14 protein-coding genes are annotated in these 13,346 nt (G+C 70.4%); 4 read left to right on the top strand and 10 right to left on the bottom strand.

Features of this window, described 5'->3' with window-relative positions; genetic code table 11:
- Positions 1–26: 26 nt before the first annotated feature.
- Both A37W_RS0114845 and A37W_RS0114840 read right to left on the bottom strand, forming a co-directional pair.
- Entirely contained in the window at positions 27–500 is a 474-nt protein-coding gene (locus A37W_RS0114845) for a GNAT family N-acetyltransferase (protein WP_018303824.1), read from the bottom strand.
- Positions 497–1,105, bottom strand: a complete 609-nt coding sequence (locus tag A37W_RS0114840) for a VOC family protein (RefSeq protein WP_018303823.1) — start codon at positions 1,103–1,105, stop codon at positions 497–499. The genes A37W_RS0114845 and A37W_RS0114840 overlap by 4 nt, the downstream gene beginning before the upstream one ends.
- 76 nt (positions 1,106–1,181) lie before the next feature.
- Between A37W_RS0114840 and nhaA the strand changes: the two genes are divergently transcribed.
- A complete protein-coding gene (gene nhaA / locus A37W_RS0114835) occupies positions 1,182–2,408 on the top strand; it encodes a Na+/H+ antiporter NhaA (protein WP_018303822.1) in 1,227 nt (408 codons plus the stop codon).
- 147 nt (positions 2,409–2,555) lie between these two features.
- Here the strand turns inward: nhaA and scpA are convergent, their stop codons facing one another.
- Entirely contained in the window at positions 2,556–4,682 is a 2,127-nt protein-coding gene (gene scpA / locus A37W_RS0114830) for a methylmalonyl-CoA mutase (protein WP_018303821.1), read from the bottom strand.
- A gap of 171 nt (positions 4,683–4,853) precedes the next feature.
- On the opposite strand from scpA, the gene A37W_RS0114825 reads away from it, so the two are divergent.
- Positions 4,854–5,345 (top strand): DUF4174 domain-containing protein, encoded by a 492-nt coding sequence (locus tag A37W_RS0114825; protein ID WP_018303820.1) that lies wholly within the window; start codon positions 4,854–4,856, stop codon positions 5,343–5,345.
- 100 nt (positions 5,346–5,445) lie between these two features.
- Here A37W_RS0114825 and A37W_RS22150 read toward each other — a convergent pair whose 3' ends face one another.
- From A37W_RS22150 to A37W_RS0114790, 7 genes are all read right to left on the bottom strand, one after another.
- On the bottom strand, positions 5,446–6,057 hold the full coding sequence (locus A37W_RS22150) for a hypothetical protein (protein WP_018303819.1): 612 nt from the start codon (positions 6,055–6,057) through the stop codon (positions 5,446–5,448).
- A gap of 1 nt (position 6,058) precedes the next feature.
- Entirely contained in the window at positions 6,059–8,104 is a 2,046-nt protein-coding gene (locus tag A37W_RS0114815; protein WP_018303818.1) for an acetyl-CoA carboxylase biotin carboxylase subunit, read from the bottom strand.
- Positions 8,105–8,203: 99 nt separating this feature from the next.
- Positions 8,204–8,425: a hypothetical protein gene (locus A37W_RS0114810; RefSeq protein ID WP_018303817.1), complete on the bottom strand. Its 222-nt coding sequence runs from the start codon at positions 8,423–8,425 to the stop codon at positions 8,204–8,206.
- A 367-nt stretch (positions 8,426–8,792) separates the two neighbouring features.
- Positions 8,793–9,137, bottom strand: coding sequence for a hypothetical protein (locus A37W_RS0114805; RefSeq protein ID WP_018303816.1), 345 nt, complete (start codon positions 9,135–9,137; stop codon positions 8,793–8,795).
- Entirely contained in the window at positions 9,137–9,568 is a 432-nt protein-coding gene (locus A37W_RS22145) for a DUF6497 family protein (protein WP_018303815.1), read from the bottom strand. The genes A37W_RS0114805 and A37W_RS22145 overlap by 1 nt, the downstream gene beginning before the upstream one ends.
- Positions 9,565–9,954, bottom strand: coding sequence for a hypothetical protein (locus tag A37W_RS0114795; RefSeq protein WP_018303814.1), 390 nt, complete (start codon positions 9,952–9,954; stop codon positions 9,565–9,567). Before A37W_RS0114795 ends, A37W_RS22145 begins: the two co-directional genes overlap by 4 nt.
- Before the next feature lie 63 nt (positions 9,955–10,017).
- A complete protein-coding gene (locus A37W_RS0114790) occupies positions 10,018–11,550 on the bottom strand; it encodes an acyl-CoA carboxylase subunit beta (protein ID WP_018303813.1) in 1,533 nt (510 codons plus the stop codon).
- 180 nt (positions 11,551–11,730) lie between these two features.
- Here A37W_RS0114790 and A37W_RS0114785 point away from each other — a divergent pair, with 180 nt between their 5' ends.
- Both A37W_RS0114785 and A37W_RS0114780 read left to right on the top strand, forming a co-directional pair.
- Positions 11,731–12,084, top strand: a complete 354-nt coding sequence (locus tag A37W_RS0114785) for a DMT family protein (RefSeq protein ID WP_018303812.1) — start codon at positions 11,731–11,733, stop codon at positions 12,082–12,084.
- Positions 12,085–12,129: 45 nt separating this feature from the next.
- Positions 12,130–13,344, top strand: a complete 1,215-nt coding sequence (locus tag A37W_RS0114780; protein ID WP_026198519.1) for a multidrug effflux MFS transporter — start codon at positions 12,130–12,132, stop codon at positions 13,342–13,344.
- The last annotated feature ends 2 nt before the right edge of the window (positions 13,345–13,346 follow it).

Raw genomic sequence — 13,346 nt, 5'->3', positions numbered from 1 at the left:
CACGCGGAACCGCCGCACCGCGGCATTCACAGGAATTTCTGCATCAGCACGAGGTCGATCCAGCGGCCGAACTTGCGGCCGACCTCGGGCAGCCGCGCCACCTCGGCAAAGCCGATCCGCGCGTGGAATGCGACGGCGCCCGGGTTCTCGGCCGAGACGCCCGCGAACAGCGCATGCACCCCGCCCGCCCGCGCATGGTCCTCCACCGCCGCCATCAGCGCGCGGCCGGCCCCCTGTCCGCCCGTTCCCGGCGCCAGCAGCACCGTATGCTCGCAGGTATGGCGATAGCCGGCGCCGCCGCGGAACTGGAAGTAGCGGGCGAACCCGTCCACCCCGTCCGGCCCCTCGTGCACGAACAGGCCGCGGTCCGCGGCGAGGGTCGCGCGGATGTCGGCATCGGTCTTCTCGTCCGGCAGGAAGGTGACGGTCGTCTCGCGGATGTAGTGGTTCCAGATGGCGGCGATGGCGGCGGCGTCGGCCGGGGTCGCGGGGCGGATCACAGGACGACCTCGCCGGCCGGTGTCGACAGGCGCGCGGACAGCGACGGGGCGGGCGCGACGATGAACCGCACCCTGGGATCCGCGAGCCGTCCCGCGAGGCGGTCGGCCAGCGCGCGCGCCTCCGGATGGCGGACTTCCAGTGCGGCGAGGGACAGCCCGTCGTCCGGCAGCCGCTCGGCCGGGTGGGTGCCGGACTGCCACTCGATCAGCGTCGGCAGCCCGCCCTCCGCGGGCAGCGACCCGTCCTCCGGCACGCCGATCCGCCAGCGCAGATCGTCCCGTGCAAGGTCGAGTGCCGGACCCGCCTCGGGCAAGGGAACAAGGGCCTCCGCGATGTCGGGCACGGCGCATATCCAGTTGCCGAGACGAGGGGCGGCGGGCGGTGCGGACAGCCCGAACCACCGCGGCCGGCCGGGGTCCGGCGCCTCCGGATCGGGGGCGATGATTTCGAGGTATTCGCCCGGCCCCAGCCGCACGAGACGGTTCCAGGTGGCGAACCGCGCATGCCGCCCGCCGGGCCGCAGCGGCACCCCGAGGCGCGCCTCCGCCCAGGCGGCGGCGTCGGCAAGGTCCGCCCCCACGATCGCCAGGTGATCCAGCCGCATCACGCCTCCTTGAACGGGTTGCCCGATTTCCTAGGTCGACACACAATTCCAACGGAAAAGGGACGGGAACAAGCGGATGGACAGCACTCAAAGGTACCACCGGACGGCGATCGGCCGCCTCCTCGAGCACGAGGCCGCAGGCGGGGTCCTTCTGATGCTGTCGGCCGCCGCGGCGATGATGGTCGCGAACTCGGCCCTCGCTCCCTACTACCAGGGCGCCCTCGCCTCGTACTTCGCTGTCACGCTCAACGGCGAGGGGCTGGAGAAGCCGCTGCTCCTGTGGATCAACGACGGTCTGATGGCGATCTTCTTCTTCCTCGTGGGGATGGAGCTGAAGCGCGAGATCCTGATCGGCAAGCTCAAGAACCCCCGCGACATTGTCCTGCCCGGCATGGCGGCGGTGGGCGGCATGGCGTTGCCGGCCGCGATCTTCGTCTGGCTGAACTGGGATCTGCCGTCGATTCAGGGCTGGGCGATCCCGGCCGCGACCGACATCGCCTTCGCCCTCGGCATCCTCGCGCTCGTCGGCAGCCGCGCGCCGGCGTCGCTGAAGGTGTTCCTGCTGACCCTGGCGATCCTCGACGACATCGGCGCCATCCTGATCATCGCCTTCTTCTACACGGCGAACCTGCAGGTCGATTACCTGATGCTGGCGGTGCTGCCGCTGCTCGGCCTCGTCTGGTACAACATCCGCGGCACGCACGCGCTCGCGCCGGCGATCATCCTCGGCACGATCATGTGGTTCTTCGTCCTGAAGTCGGGCGTGCACGCCACCATCGCGGGCGTGGTCACCGCCTTCTTCATTCCGCTGAAGGACCGGTACGGCAAGTCGCCGCTGCATTCGGTCGAACACGGGCTGACGCCGTGGGTCAACTTCATGATCCTGCCGATCTTCGCCTTCGCGAACGCCGGCGTCGTGCTTGCGGGCATCGCGCCGGCGGACCTGCTGCTGCCCCTTCCCCTCGGCATCGCGGGCGGGCTGATCGTGGGCAAGCTGGTGGGCGTCTTCGGGATCACCTGGCTCATCGTGAAGCTGGGGCTGGCGCGCCTGCCGCACGGAGCGCAATGGTCGCACATCCTCGGCGTCGCCTGCCTCGCCGGCATCGGCTTCACCATGTCGCTGTTCATCGGCGGGCTCAGCTTTCCGGAGGCCGACCTGATGAACGAGGTGCGTCTGGGGGTTCTGGCCGGATCCATCGTGTCGGCGATTCTCGGCTACACGATCCTGATGCTCGCCCCGCGCCCCGCGCCGGAGCTGGCGCAGCCCGAGCACCCGAAGGGCGATCCGATGATCGCGGAGTAAACGAGAGTCAGGGCGGCGGGCGGACGGTCCGCCGCTCCAGACTACCCGCCCCGGCCTCGAGCCGGGGCCTCGCCGAGGGGGAGAACGCCACGGCGAAGAGGCCCCGGCTCGAGGCCGGGGCGGGTGGATTCTGAGAGGGGCGCTCCGCTACTCCCGCTGCGCCCGGATCAGCGCCAGGATCTCCTGCGCCGCCTTCGGGATGTTCGTCCCCGGGCCGAAGATCGCCTTCACGCCGGCCTCCTTCAGGAACGCGTAGTCCTGCTGCGGGATCACGCCGCCGCAGATGACGAGGATCTCGCCCGCTCCGGCCGCCTCCAGCGCCTTCACCAGCTTCGGCGCGAGGGTCTTGTGCCCGGCGGCCTGCGAGGAGATGCCGACCACGTGGACGTCGTTGTCGATGGCATCCTGCGCGGCCTCCTCGGGCGTCTGGAACAGCGGCCCCACGTCCACGTCGAAGCCGATATCGGCGAAGGCGGTCGCGATCACCTTGGCGCCGCGGTCGTGGCCGTCCTGGCCCATCTTCACGACGAGCATGCGGGGCCGGCGCCCCTCTTCCTCGGCGAAGGCCTCGACGTCCCTCTGGATCGCCTCGAAGTCCGCGTCGCCCTCGTAGGCCGCGCCGTAGACGCCGGCGAGCGTCTTCACCTCGGCCCGGTGGCGGCCGAACACCTTCTCCATTGCTAGGCTGATCTCCCCGACCGTCGCCCGCGCCCGCGCCGCCTCCACCGCGGCGGCGAGGAGGTTGCCGTCCCCCCGGGCCGCCTCTTCCAGCGCTGCGAGCGCGGCGTCGCAGGCGGCCCGGTCTCGCTCGGCCCGTATCCGTTCCAGCCGGGCGACCTGGTTCTCGCGGACCTTCACGTTGTCGACGTCGAGGATGTCGATCGGGTCCTCCCGGTCCTTGCGGTACTTGTTGACGCCGACGATCACGTCCTCGCCGCGGTCGATCAGCGCCTGCCGCCGCGCCGCCGTCTCCTCGATCCGAAGCTTCGGCATGCCGGAGGCAACCGCCTTCGTCATGCCGCCCAGCGCCTCCACCTCCTCGATCAGCGCCCACGCCTTGTCCGCCAGCTCCGCCGTCAGGCTCTCCACGTAGTAGGAGCCGGCGAGCGGGTCGACGACGTGGGTGATCCCGGTCTCCTCCTGCAGAATCAGCTGGGTGTTCCGCGCGATCCGCGCCGAGAAGTCGGTCGGCAGGGCGATCGCCTCGTCCAGCGCGTTGGTGTGCAGCGACTGGGTGCCACCGAGGACCGCGGACAGCGCCTCGTAGGCGGTGCGCACGACGTTGTTGTAGGGGTCCTGCTCCTGCAGGGAGACGCCCGAGGTCTGGCAATGGGTGCGCAGCATCAGGGACTGCGGCTTCTTGGCCCCGAACTCCGACATGATGCGGTGCCACAGCAGCCGCGCGGCCCGCAGCTTCGCCGCCTCCATGAAGAAGTTCATGCCGATGGCGAAGAAGAAGGACAGCCGCCCGGCGAAGGCGTCCACGTCCATGCCGCGGGCGATGGCGGCGCGGACGTATTCGCGCCCGTCGGCGAGGGTGAAGGCCAGCTCCTGCACCAGGTTCGCGCCGGCCTCCTGCATGTGGTAGCCGCTGATCGAGATCGAGTTGAAGCGCGGCATTTCGGCCGACGTGTATTCGATGATGTCGGCGACGATCCGCATCGAGGGCTCGGGCGGGTACACGTAGGTGTTCCGCACCATGAACTCCTTGAGGATGTCGTTCTGGATCGTCCCCGACAGGGCGGCGCGGTCCACGCCCTGCTCCTCCCCCGCGACGATGAAGCTCGCGAGGATCGGGATCACCGCGCCGTTCATCGTCATCGAGACGCTGACGTCGGCCAGCGGGATGCCGTCGAACAGGATCTTCATGTCCTCGACGCTGTCGATGGCGACGCCGGCCTTGCCGACGTCCCCCTCCACCCGCGGATGATCGCTGTCGTAGCCGCGGTGGGTGGCGAGGTCGAAGGCCACCGACACCCCTTGCTGCCCGCCGGCGAGGGCGCGGCGGTAGAAGGCGTTGCTCTCCTCCGCGGTGGAGAATCCGGCATACTGCCGGATCGTCCAGGGCCGGCCGGCATACATCGTCGCCCGAGGACCGCGGACGTAGGGGGCGGCGCCGGGGATGGAGCCGAGGTGCGACAGTCCCTCGAGGTCCGCTGCCGTGTAGAGCGGCCTGACGGCGATGCCCTCCAGCGTCTCCCACGTCAGCTCTGCCGGGTCGCGGCCCTTCAGCTCCTTGCGGGCGAGGTCGTCCCAGTCGGGCGTGTCGGTCATCGGGTCCTCCTGCGGGCGGCGGGCGCCCCTCTTCTACAGCGTCCCAGCGGGTTGCGCACCGGTGACAGCCCGGATCCGGCCGGTCGACCGGCGCGACCGCCGGGTAAACTTGTCGTCGGCCCGGCGCCCCGAGGCTTCGCAAGTCCCCGCGCCGCCCCTATATCTGGGGAGATGAAGAGCCTCGCCCTGTCCCTCGCCCTCTCCCTCTCCGCTCTGCCGCTCGCCGCGCAGGAGGTCGCCTCGACCGAGACGCCCGCCGCGACGGTCGGGCAGGAACTGACGGCGGTCGAGCGCTGGCAGGCCGATCCGGCGCAGGTGTTCGACGCCGCCGACATCGAGCTCGACGACTTCCTGTTCCTCGCCCGCCCCGTGGTGGTGTTCGCCGATACGCCGAACGATCCGCGGTACATCCGGCAGATGGAGTACCTGCTCGAGCGGGTGGACGACCTCGTGTACCGCGACGTGGTCATCGTCGCCGACACCGACCCGGGCGGCGGTTCGGACGCGCGGACGCGGCTGCGCCCCCGGGGCTTCATGCTCGTCGTGATGTCCGAGGACGGCCGCGTCGCCCAGCGCAAGCCGGAGCCGTGGGACGTGCGCGAGATCGGCCGCGCCATCGACAAGATGCCGCTGCGCCAGCGCGAACTGCGCGAAGGCCGCTGACCGGGCATTGAACGCGACGTCCCTCGGACGTATCTTTGGCGCATGAGCAGCGCCAAGAGCCCAGCCCCCGCCCCGGACATCCCGTATCGGCCCCAGCCGGTCATGGGACGGACCGGCCCGCGCTCGGGCTACTGAGCCGGGTCGCCTCGGCCTCGGCCGCCGCCTTGCCGTCCGCGGCGAAGACGCGGATCAGGTGGTTCGCCACGCGCCCGTATTCCAGCGCCTGCACCTTCATCTGGATGTAATCCTCGTACATCGGGATCCGCCGCGCCTGCGGCAGCGCACGGAACCCCTCGCCCCGCATGTCCTCGGCGATCGCGGCGATGGAGCCGACCTGCGCGTAGTACTTCACGATCGGGTCGATGGTCACGCGCGGCAGCACCGAGAGGTCTGCGACGATGGTGTCGAACAGGCGGTCGTGCCGCTCGCGCGGGATGAAGGGCACGAAGGTCTCGTCCGCCTCCATCCGCGCCCGCATCTCGGCGCCGTAGGCATTCAGCGCGTCGACGTCCCACAGGTTCGCGAGGTTGGTCTCGATCTCGGCGAAGATGGCGCGGTGCAGGTCGCGCAGACGCTCGGCCTTGGCGCGGGCGGCTGCCCGACGATTCTGCCAGCCGTTGACGATCCAGCCCATGGCGAGGAACAGGCCGGCGATCACAGCCTGCCAGATGCGGGGGTCGATCTCCCCCAGCCATGCGCGGGCGCCGTCCACCCTATTCGAACTCCAGGATCACCTCGTCCACGGCGAGGCTGTCGCCCGGCGCGGCGTTGACCCTGGCCACCACGGCCTGCCGCTCGGCGCGCAGGATGTTCTCCATCTTCATCGCCTCGACGGTGCACAGAGCCTGCCCCTCCTGCACCTCCTGCCCCGCCTCGACGTTCATCTTCACCAAGAGGCCCGGCATCGGGCAGAGCAGCACCTTCGACGTGTCGGGGGGCAGCTTCACGGGCATCAGCGCCGCCAGCTCCGCCTGGCGCGGGCTGTAGACATGCACCCGCAGGTCCGCGCCGCGGGTGCGCAGGCGGAAGCCGCCCGTCGCCTTGTCGACCTTCAGCGTCAGGGGCCGCCCGCCAACCGTCAGCCGCGCCAGCGGCTCGCCCGGCCGCCAGTCGCCGGTGACCTCGGTCGTCTCGCCGTCCGCGAAGGTGACGCTCGCCGCGCCCGGCCGGGCGGCAATCGTCAGCGCGAGCTCGGTCCCGCCCACATTCACCACCCAGTCGGTGCCGACCCGCCGCTCGTGGTTGCCCATCCGCCCCGAGATGCGGGTGCGCCTGATCTCGGCCACGCGGTTCATCGCCGCCGCCGCGGCGGCGATCCGGCGAAGCTCGGCCTCGGCCAGGTCCACGCCGGCAAAGCCCTCGGGCCATTCCTCCGCGATGAAGGCGGTCGTCATCTCGCCTGCGACGAACTTCGGATGATCCATCACCGCCGACAGGAACGGCAGGTTGTGCCCGATCCCCTCCACCTCGAACGCGTCCAGCGCCCCGCGCATCGCCTCGATCGCGGCCTCGCGCGTCGGCGCCCAGGTGCACAGCTTGGCGATCATCGGGTCGTAGAACATGGATATCTCGCCGCCCTCGAAGACGCCGGTATCGTTGCGGATTGCGGTCTCCCCCGCCTCGGCGTCGCCGTGCCAGCTGCCGTTCGACAGGAGCGGTCCCGCCGCCCTCTCCGCCGGCGGGCGGTAGCGGGTGAGCCGGCCGATGGAGGGCAGGAAGTTGCGATAGGGGTCCTCGGCATAGAGGCGATTCTCGATGGCCCAGCCGGTGAGCGTGACGTCCGCTTGCGAGACGGGCAGCCGCTCGCCCGCCGCGACGCGGATCATCTGCTCCACCAGGTCGATCCCGGTGATCAGCTCGGTCACCGGATGCTCCACCTGCAGACGGGTGTTCATCTCCAGGAAGTAGAAGTTCCGGTCGCCGTCGACGATGAACTCCACCGTGCCGGCGCTGGCGTAGCCCACCGCCTGCGCCAGCGCGACCGCCTGCTCGCCCATCGCGGCACGCGTCGCCTCGTCCAGGAACGGCGACGGCGCCTCCTCCACCACCTTCTGGTTCCGCCGCTGGATCGAGCATTCCCGCTCGCCCAGGTACACCGCGTTGCCGTGGGTGTCGGCGAGGACCTGGATCTCGATATGCCGCGGCTGCGTCACGAACTTCTCGATGAAGATGCGGTCGTCGCCGAAGCTGCTCGCCGCCTCGTTCTTCGACGACTGGAAGCCCTCGCGCGCCTCCTCGTCCGTCCAGGCGATCCGCATCCCCTTGCCGCCGCCGCCGGCGCTGGCCTTGATCATGACCGGATAGCCGATCTCGCGGCTGATCTTCACCGCCTCGTCGGCATCGGCGATCAGGCCCATGTAGCCGGGCACCGTCGAGACGCCCGCACCCTGGGCGATCTTCTTCGACGTGATCTTGTCGCCCATCGCCTCGATCGCCCTCACCGGCGGGCCGATGAAGGCGACCCCCTCCCGCTCCAGCGCCTCGGCGAACTTCGGGTTCTCCGACAGGAATCCGTAGCCGGGATGGACCGCCTCGGCCCCCGTCGCGCGGATCGCCTCCATGATCCGGTCGATCACGATGTAAGACTGGTTCGCCGGCGGCGGACCGATCCGCACCGCCTCGTCCGCCATCCGGACGTGCAGGGCGTGGCGGTCGGCGTCGGAATGGACCGCCACGGTCGCGATGCCCATCTTGCGCGCCGTCTTGATCACCCGGCAGGCGATCTCGCCGCGGTTGGCGATCAGGATCTTCTTGAACATCTGACGAGGGGTCCTTCCGAGACACGAAAAAGGCCGCCGGGGCGCAGCCCGGCGGCCTTTGCAGGTTGGGTCCGCTCCCGCAGGCGCGGGAGAGCGGCGTCAGCCGTTGTAGCACTCCGGCACGTTCGGCGTGACGTTGCAGTAGATCGCGCCGGCCGCGCCGCCGATGAGGGCGCCGTTGACGACGTTCTCGCCGGTCGCGGCAGCCGCCGCGCCGCCGATGAGGGCGCCGGTCGCGCCGCGCTCGGCATCGGTGGCGCCGCAGGCGGTGAGGCCGCTGCCGGCGAGGACGAGGACGCTGAGAATCTTGAGGGTGCGCATGAAAGGTCTCCTGTAGTGCCTGCCCCAGATGGTGCATGTGCTGACATGCCAAGGGGTCCGATACAATGACCACCGAGCGCCAGTACGGGTTCCCTTACCCGGCTCAGGCGATGCGTCGCCGATGCGAGGATGTCACGGTGCCAAGAAACAGGTGACCCGCCTCGCGAGGAGACGGGCCACCCGTTAGGGGAAGGGTAACGGTCTTGACAGTCTGCGGTCCGGGGCTTGCTGGACCCCCTCGCCGCACGTCCACGCTGCCACAGATTTCCGAGTCGGCAACGGACCTTTTTCCGGCACCCGCCAGAGTCGGCCGATTCCCGCCCAGATTGTATTTCACCGCGCGAAGTCCCGCCCATCGACGTGCCCGTCACTCGAACGCCTCGGGGAAGGCCGCCTGCGCCCGCGCCACGTCGAGCTGCAGGAGCGCATCGTAGGATTCGGGATCGAACGGGTCCTCGGCCGGCACAACCTCGCGCCCGAACAGCCAGGACAGGCGCCCGGCATCGAGGTTGCCGCGCACGAACGGCTCGTCCCCGAACTGCTCCCACAGCGCCGCGACGAAGGCGGTGTCGGCGGCGCGGTCGGCCGGGCGCCGGTCGCGGTACCGCTCGCGCGCGATGATCCGGGTCGCGCCCTTGGCGTTGGCGCGGCGGATGGTGAACTGGAAATCCGTGCCCGGCAGACGGCCGGGAAATCCGCGGTGCTTCTCCATCAGAACGGCTCCCACTGGCAGGTGCCGTCCGCGGTCACCGAATAGCCCTCGAAGAACTGCACCGCGTCGGCGTCGATGGTGCCGAACGGCACCGCCCGGTCGGCGATCGAGATGATGACCTCGCTCGCCTCGATGCCGTTGCGCTCCAGCGCGGGCACCCCTTGCGTCTCGCACAGCCAGGCGAAGTCGCCCGCGACCTCCGAGAAGGCCATCGCCTCCTCCCCGCCCAGCCCGTCGGCGACGAAGCGGATGCGGACGATCCCCGTCTCCTGCTCCCAGATCACGTCCTGCAGCGACAGGACCAGCCCCGACGGCGCCTCGAAGACGGGCGCGGCCGGCGCCTCGGGCGCGGGTGCTTCGGGCGCGGGGGCCTCCTCCTGCGCCGCGGCCCCCGTCGCCGCAAGCGCCAGCGCCAGCAGCGCCGCCCTCACAGCTCCACCCCCTCGCCGGCGGCGATGCACCGGCCGCCGGCCACCTCGAAGTCCATCCGGACGGACCGCGACAGGCGGATCACCCCGCCGGTGCTGGCGGCGGCCTCGATCCGGATCCTCTCCGGCGCCGCGGCCCCGCCGGCCGCCTCGATCCGCCCGAACAGGTCCGCGATGAGGTCGCAGGCGCCGGCGAAGTCGAAGGTGGTGAGATCCCCCGCCCCCTCGCCGGCCCAGAGGAACCGCGCCACCCGCTCCCCCCCCCGTTCGGGACGGTCCAGCTCCAGCGTTCCGCCCCGCCCAGCCCAGCCGACCCCGGCGAGCTCCCAGCCCGTCAGCGACTGCGCCGCCGCGGCGAAGGGGGCGACGGCGAGGCCCAGAACGACCATGATGGCTCCTATCTTGCTCAAAATACCTCCGGGGGTCCGGGGGCAGCGCCCCCGGCGCTCTCGTCAAAGCGGAATGTTGTCGTGCTTCTTCCACGGGTTCTGCAGCTTCTTGCCCCGCAGCGAGGCGAACGCCCGGCAGACCCGCCGCCGGGTGGACCGCGGCTGGATCACCTCGTCGATGAACCCCCGCTCGGCCGCGACGAAGGGGTTGGCGAACCGGTCCTCGTAGTCGCGCGTCCGGGCCGCGATCTTCTCGGGATCGCCCAGTTCGCTGCGGTAGAGGATCTCCGTCGCTCCCTTGGCCCCCATCACCGCGATCTCGGCCGTCGGCCAGGCGTAGTTGAAGTCGCCCCGCAGGTGCTTGGACGCCATGACGTCGTAGGCGCCGCCATAGGCCTTGCGGGTGATGACCGTCACCTTCGGCACCGTCGCCTCGCCGTAGGCGAAGAGCAGCTTGGCCCCGTGCTTTATGACGCCGCCATATTCCTGCCCCGTCCCGGGCAGGAAGCCCGGCACGTCCACCAGCGTCAGGATCGGGATCTCGAACGCGTCGCAGAACCGGACGAACCGCGCCGCCTTGCGGCTGGAATCGATGTCGAGGCAGCCGGCGAGCACCATCGGCTGGTTCGCCACCACGCCGACCGTCTGCCCCTCCAGCCGGATGAAGCCGGTGACGATGTTCTTCGCGAAATCGGCCTGGATCTCGTAGAAGTCCGCCTCGTCCGCGACCTTCAGGATCAGCTCCTTCATGTCGTAGGGCGTGTTGGCGTTGTCGGGGATCAGCGTGTCCAGCGACGGCTCGATCCGGTCCACGTCGTCGAAGAACGGCCGCACCGGCGCCGGCTGCCGGTTCGACGCCGGCAGCAGGTCGACGAGGCGGCGCACCTCGATCAGCGCCTCGACGTCGTTCTCGAACGCCCCGTCGGCCACGGAGGAGCGGCGGGTGTGCGTCGTGGCCCCGCCCAGCTCCTCGGCCGTCACGACCTCGTTGGTGACGGTCTTCACCACGTCGGGGCCGGTGACGAACATGTAGGACGTGTCGCGCACCATGAAGATGAAGTCCGTCATCGCCGGCGAATAGACCGCGCCGCCCGCGCAGGGGCCCATGATGACGCTGATCTGCGGCACCACGCCGGACGCCATGATGTTGCGCTGGAACACCTCGGCATAGCCGGCGAGGCTGGCCACGCCCTCCTGGATGCGGGCGCCGCCGGAATCGTTCAGCCCGATCACAGGCGCCCCGTTCTGCATCGCCATGTCCATGATCTTGCAGATCTTCTGCGCGTGGGTCTCGGACAGCGATCCGCCGAACACGGTGAAGTCCTGGGAGAAGACATAGACCATGCGCCCGTTGACCGTGCCCCAGCCGGTCACCACGCCGTCGCCCGCGGGCCGATCCTCGGCCATGCCGAAGTCGGTCGCGCGGTGGCGGACGAACATGTCGAACTCCTCGAACGAGTCCTCGTCCAGCAGCAGCTCGATCCGCTCGCGCGCCGTCAGCTTGCCCTTGCCGTGCTGCGCCTCGACCCGGCGCGCCCCGCCGCCGGCGCGCGCGGCGGCGCGGCGCTCCTCCAGCTCTTGCAGCACGTCGGTCATCGGCTATCTCCCTCGCGGATCCCGCGCCGCCCGACCATAGCCACGAAGCCGGGGGCGGGCAAAGACGGTTGCGCTAACTTGCCGGGTCGTCGTCCCTTTCGGCGCCGGACGCAAGCCGCGCCTCCGCCCCCGGGACCGCCGGCCGGAGGCGCTCCGGCGCCTCAGGAGCCTGACCGCCCCATGCCCGCCCTTCCCGTCGCCCTCACCACGATCGGCCTTCTCGCCCAGTCGAACCTCTTCATGACCTTCGCCTGGTACGGGCACCTCAGGTTCAAGGCCGCGCCCCTCTACCTCGTCATCCTGATCAGCTGGGGCATCGCCTTCTTCGAGTACTGCCTGCAGGTCCCGGCGAACCGGATCGGCCACGGCCAGTTCTCGGCGGCCGAGCTGAAGACGATGCAGGAGGTCATCACCCTCGTCATCTTCGCCGGATTCTCCTGGGCCTGGCTGGGAGAGCCGCTGCGCTGGCAGCACGGCGTCGGCTTCCTGCTAATCGCGGCGGGGGCGGCGTTCGTCTTCGCCGGCCGGGCGTGACGCGGGCGATGGACACCGCCCCGGGGCGGGCGTAGGTCCCGATACATGACAACAGCACCTAATGTCCGGTTCCTCGACCGGAACACCCCGCCGCACGTGTCGACGCTGATCCTGCTGGCCGGGGTCTCGGCGCTGAACATGTCGATCTTCCTGCCGTCGCTGAACAACATGGCGCTGTACTACGACGCCGATTACGGCGTGATGCAGCTGGCCGTGTCGGCCTACCTCGCCGCGACGGCGATCCTGCAGGTCGGCGTCGGGCCGCTGTCCGACCGCTACGGCCGCCGCCCCGTCGTGATGGCCGGCCTCGCGATCTTCACCCTCGCCTCGATCGGCTGTCTCTTCGCGCCCACCGTCGGCATCTTCCTCGCCTTCCGGATGCTGCAGGCGGTGGTGGCGAGCGGGATGGTCCTGTCCCGGGCGATCGTGCGCGACATCTTCCCCCCGGCCGAGAGCGCGTCGATGCTGGGCTGGGTCACGATGGGCATCGCCCTCGTCCCGATGGTGGGGCCGATGGCGGGCGGCATCCTCGACCAGGCGTTCGGCTGGCAGGCCTCGTTCGCGTTCCTCGTCTTCGCCGGCCTCGCCGTCATGGCGCTGTGCTGGGTCGACCTCGGCGAAACCGTCTCAGGCGAGGGGGTCAGCTTCGCCCGCCAGCTGCGCACCTACCCCGAACTTCTGTCCTCGCCCCGCTTCTGGGGCTACGCCGGCTGCGCCGCGCTGGGGTCGGGGGCCTTCTTCGCCCTGCTCGGCGGGGCCTCGTTCGTCTCGGACAAGGTCTACGGCCTGTCGCCGCTCTGGACCGGGATCGCGCTCGGCTCTCCCGCCGTCGGCTACGCGCTGGGGAACGGGCTGTCGGGACGCTATTCCACCTCGGTCGGGATCAACCGCATGGCGCTGGCCGGCACGCTGACGGCCGCGGCCGGGATGGCGGTCTCGCTGGTGGTGACGCTGGCGGGGGTCGACCATCCGATCGCCTTCTTCGGCTTCTGCACCTTCCTCGGCCTCGGCAACGGGCTGATGCTGCCGAACGCCACCGCCGGCTCGCTGTCGGTCCGGCCCGAGCTCGCCGGCACCGCCTCGGGCCTCGGCGGCGCGATCATGATCGGCGGCGGCGCGGTCCTGTCGGCCCTCGCCGGCGCGCTGCTGACCGAGCAGACGGGGACGATCCCGCTGCAGATCATCATGCTGATGACCTCGGTCGGGGCGGCGATCTGCATCCTCCTGGTGATCCGGCGCGAGCGGCGGCTGGGCCTCTGACG

Origin of the sequence: Wenxinia marina DSM 24838 (assembly GCF_000379485.1) — a bacterium.
Taxonomy (GTDB): domain Bacteria; phylum Pseudomonadota; class Alphaproteobacteria; order Rhodobacterales; family Rhodobacteraceae; genus Wenxinia; species Wenxinia marina.
The sequence above is the reverse complement of the archived record's forward strand: the minus strand, read 5'-3'. Positions and strand labels throughout refer to the sequence as shown.

Excerpts from the sequence above, each read along its gene's own strand:
- A37W_RS0114840 (WP_018303823.1), bottom strand. The coding sequence starts at position 1,105 with ATGCGGCTGGATCACCTGGCGATCGTGGGGGCGGACCTTGCCGACGCC.
- nhaA (WP_018303822.1), top strand. The coding sequence starts at position 1,182 with ATGGACAGCACTCAAAGGTACCACCGGACGGCGATCGGCCGCCTCCTC.
- scpA (WP_018303821.1), bottom strand. The coding sequence starts at position 4,682 with ATGACCGACACGCCCGACTGGGACGACCTCGCCCGCAAGGAGCTGAAG.
- A37W_RS0114825 (WP_018303820.1), top strand. The coding sequence starts at position 4,854 with ATGAAGAGCCTCGCCCTGTCCCTCGCCCTCTCCCTCTCCGCTCTGCCG.
- A37W_RS0114815 (WP_018303818.1), bottom strand. The coding sequence starts at position 8,104 with ATGTTCAAGAAGATCCTGATCGCCAACCGCGGCGAGATCGCCTGCCGG.
- A37W_RS0114810 (WP_018303817.1), bottom strand. The coding sequence starts at position 8,425 with ATGCGCACCCTCAAGATTCTCAGCGTCCTCGTCCTCGCCGGCAGCGGC.
- A37W_RS0114805 (WP_018303816.1), bottom strand. The coding sequence starts at position 9,137 with ATGGAGAAGCACCGCGGATTTCCCGGCCGTCTGCCGGGCACGGATTTC.
- A37W_RS0114795 (WP_018303814.1), bottom strand. The coding sequence starts at position 9,954 with ATGGTCGTTCTGGGCCTCGCCGTCGCCCCCTTCGCCGCGGCGGCGCAG.
- A37W_RS0114790 (WP_018303813.1), bottom strand. The coding sequence starts at position 11,550 with ATGACCGACGTGCTGCAAGAGCTGGAGGAGCGCCGCGCCGCCGCGCGC.
- A37W_RS0114785 (WP_018303812.1), top strand. The coding sequence starts at position 11,731 with ATGCCCGCCCTTCCCGTCGCCCTCACCACGATCGGCCTTCTCGCCCAG.
- A37W_RS0114780 (WP_026198519.1), top strand. The coding sequence starts at position 12,130 with ATGACAACAGCACCTAATGTCCGGTTCCTCGACCGGAACACCCCGCCG.